2 protein-coding genes are annotated in these 3,789 nt (G+C 64.2%); both read right to left on the bottom strand.

Features of this window, described 5'->3' with window-relative positions; genetic code table 11:
* A partial coding sequence (locus ACLQ24_RS28885) for a hypothetical protein (RefSeq protein ID WP_425894900.1) occupies window positions 1-296 on the bottom strand: 296 nt, incomplete at its 3' end.
* Window positions 297-331: 35 nt separating this feature from the next.
* Complete coding sequence (locus ACLQ24_RS28880; RefSeq protein ID WP_425894899.1) at window positions 332-3,712, bottom strand: toxin glutamine deamidase domain-containing protein; 3,381 nt, start codon at window positions 3,710-3,712, stop codon at window positions 332-334.
* Between the last annotated feature and the right edge of the window lie 77 nt (window positions 3,713-3,789).

Raw genomic sequence — 3,789 nt, 5'->3', positions numbered from 1 at the left:
TGCACATCATCACCCAGCCACAAACCATCCCCCAGCGACAACTGCGGTCGCGCCGTACCGAGGACAAGACCACCGCGAGCTGCCGGATCCAACCCACGTGCCACGGCCTGCGACGACCCCGCCACCGTATCGAGCACCCGTGTCCGTTGATCCACCGTCGCCGGCGTCGGTTGGCGGATGTCGTGCGACAGCGGAATGAGCGTCAGCCCGGTCATGTCCAGCGGCAACCTGCCCAGCCGGCCCGTTTGCGGGTCGACGACGGCGACTCCGCGCTCATCGCGAATGCCGACGAACACGTGGCTGACCTGACCCTCGGGCCGGTGCACGGCGATCAGCGCCCGCGACCCGGGGCGGCCGCCCGCAAGGCCTGCACGGCCGCATCGATGGTCGGGACCCCGTACACCCGGTGCTCATCATCGGCCAAATCCAACACCTGCCGCTGATAGTTGAGCAGGTTGACGCCCTCCAACGGCTCGGTGATGGCCGTCTCGAAGACCAAACTCCCGTCCCGCAACGAGAGATCCAGGGAGAGCGCCGCCATGACACAGTTGGTCACATACTCGCCGCCAGCGGCACGACCCGGGTTGATCTGGCCCAGCCAGGGGTACGCCGCGTGCAACGACTCGTCGGTGTAGTCCGACGCCACTTCCCATGTCTCAACGTCAGCACCGGCGGAGCCGAAGCGTGCGGTTTCGATGTCCCCCGCCTGCGATTGACGGGGTTGTTGCGGTGCCGACCATTCCAGCCACAGCACCACACTGCGCTTGTTCGCGGCAACCGCAGCCCGTTGCGCGGGGTGCGCGCTTTCGCTGACACCAGCGCCTCTGCTGCGGTGCTGGACGGTGACCAGGGATGGCGCCATGCCAACGCCGTCCAGGTGCTGGTACGCGGATGCCGTGAGGGCTTCAGCCACGGCTTTCGCCCGTTGCGCTCCGGCATTGCTTCCGATTCTCTGCCCGCCGCCCTCCACGAAGACCGTCGCCGCCGAGCCGCTGGCGACGATCCGCTGCACGATCCGCCGCGCGACCTTTTCCACCTCGGAACGATGCTCAGCTGTCAGGTCACTGCTGCGCGACTCGAACGGAAACAAGGCGGTGATATGCTGATTGCTGTTAGTTGCAGCCTGGATTGCTGCCGTGGAACGGGCAACCTGACGGATGTGAGTCTCCAGGCCGTCGAGGTTGCGCTTGATCTCGTCTATAACGCCTCGCAGCTTGGCCCCATGGTGGCGGAGTTCCAGCAGGATAAGGCGATCTCCGTTGTCGGCCATTCGCGCCTTGTCGAAGTGGGTGCGGATGCCGAAAACACTGTCATGGTTGAGTTCGGGATTGCTGGGAGATTCCCCGAGTAATACGTTGTCGAGCAGGCTGCCCAGACGATAGTCGATATCCGATCCCAGCATTATATGGTCGAGGAGGTCGCCGCCTTCGGTTGCGTCCAGATACGTTTGAATCCGGGGAAACGCCACCAGTGCGTGCGCGGCAAACATGGTTCTAAGCTCATTCGCGTTCGCCTGCACCCAGGTCTTTGCCCACGGGGAAAGTAGATCCCGGATGGCTGCCAGGGAAGTTCGAGAGGCCGCCAGCAACTGATTCTTGACCAAAATTTCTGGAAACTCTGCGTGCACGTCGGCAAGGCCCACTACGGGTGCGAGAACGTGCGTGTACGCCAAGGCCACCAGACCGCGAACATCCATGATGTCACGCGCCAGCGAGGCATCCGTGGGTTGTAGTCCGCCGCCGGTCGTGCTGGCGGCGTGCATCGCCGATCGGTAGAGCCCCGATACCTGATCGGCGAAGTCAATCGCCGCCAGGGTTGGTCGCGCTCGGATTCGGTTCCAGGTGCACCCTGCAGCGAATTGCAGCAGCTGATACGCGCCCGCCAATGGGACGCCCACGGTGCATTGCATGTAGATGTCGTTCACAAATGGCCCGTAGGAGCGGGGGCGGGTGTAGCCATTGAGGTGATAGTCGTTGAGAACAATCTCGTTGTCCTGACGAAAGCCATTACTATCGTTGAACAACGCCTTCAGGGAAGGTGACTTATTCTCGTCTGCCGCCTGTTGCAGCATCTGCAGCATCTGTGTGAAGTCGCGCCACACCTCGTCGCGTGACCGGTAGCCGGTCTCGCCGTCGAGGATGTTGTACGGCTTCGACACCAACTCAATAATTGTTTCGCCTGCGTAGGCGACGTCGAGGTGGATATCGAGGTTGCGCGAGGTCGCTATACCTTGTATGCCTTGATCGTTGACCACGTCGACCGGGACATCGGTTTTGAATCGTGTTTCTGCTTCGAAGCCGATGGCGCCGGCGCGGCGGTCCGGTGACAACACGGTGAGCGGATGCTCGTTCGGGACGTTGATGTTGTGGGTAAGGGGCAGGAAGGCGACGTCGGTGATCACCTGCGGGGGGCGGGCGAAACCGCCACGCTGACCGTCGAGGAAGCTAACACCGTACGCGTCGTGCACCACGTTGAACGCGTGCGACGTGCGGGCGTCCTCGCCGTGGACCAGCACGAGGCCACGGGCACCCCGCTGGGCGGCGGCCATCACGTCATGGACAGCTTCGAGGTCTCCGAACAAGTAGACCCGACTCTCCCCGTCGGGCAAGCCGAGCGTCTGCGCCTGATAGTTCGCCAGGTAGGACTCCGGCAACCCCCGATCTTCCGGCCCGGTGGCGGTGCCCACGCCGCTGGCCTGGTGACCATGGCCGTCGATCAGCGACAGGTCGACAGCGATCGCGGTGATGACGCAGTTCAGCGTGAAGGCATCAGCAGTCGGAGCCCCCTCCCGCTCAGGATTGACACCCCTGAGCCAGGGATACGCCAACGCGGAGCCGTCGACCAGAGCGCTCGCCTTCTCCGACACGTCCGCGGGGGCGATGCTCAGCGCGCCCGGACGTCGAGGCAGAGTCGCCGCCCGTACGCCCGACGGGGTGTCATGCAGGAGCCCGACGCCGCCGGGAAACCGCAGTGCCAACACGGTCGCGGCGGTCTCGTCACCGCGCGCGCCAACCATGACCAGCGCAGCCGCACCAGGCTCCAGAGCCGCCATGGCACGCCATAGCCCCATCACCTCACCTTCGACAAACGACGCCTCCCCGGCCGAGGTAGCGAGTTCGTCGATACCAGCGACGCCACCAATCCGGTCGATGAGGGTGTCCAGGATGAGCCGTGGAATGCCCAACTCGGCCCGATCGGCATCAACCAACCGGACCTGGCTGAGCATCGGTGGGCCAGTCAGCACCTGCGACAGACTGACATCAAGATCACGGCGAGTGCCCGAATATTCGGTGAATAGATGAGGCTCCGGCAACACCAGCACGTATTTCGCGACGGCCGGAGTCAGCGCGGGAAGCCCCTGAGCATCGATCGCCACGATCCGCTCGCCTTGCACCCCGGCGAGCGCGTTACCGGAAACAAGAACGGGCAACCCCAGCGCATCCGCACGAGCAAACGCGCCAGCCTCGTCGAGCCCCACAGCTACCGACCGCGCCGACCCGTCCACCAACTGCACCACCACGCCCGGCGGTTGCGCCAACAGCATGTCCCGAACCACCGCCGAATTGACCGCCTCCGACGCCACGTGCAGCAGGTGCGCGCCAGGCACTACCTGGGCATCGAACACCTCAGACGGCACCAAGCCCTGCTCCAGGCTCACATACATGCCCGCCGGCAGCCACGTGACCAGGAACTCGCGACACCCATCCGCCATCTATTGACCCGTAACCCAAATGGTTTGTGATCGTTTGGGGTGTATGGGCGTTACGGTGCGGGACGCGCGTCGGCTTT

The sequence above is a fragment of the Micromonospora sp. DT4 genome (assembly GCF_049841675.1).
Lineage (GTDB): Bacteria > Actinomycetota > Actinomycetes > Mycobacteriales > Micromonosporaceae > Micromonospora.
Note: the sequence above shows the minus strand (reverse complement) of the source record. Positions and strands in the feature narration are given on the sequence as shown.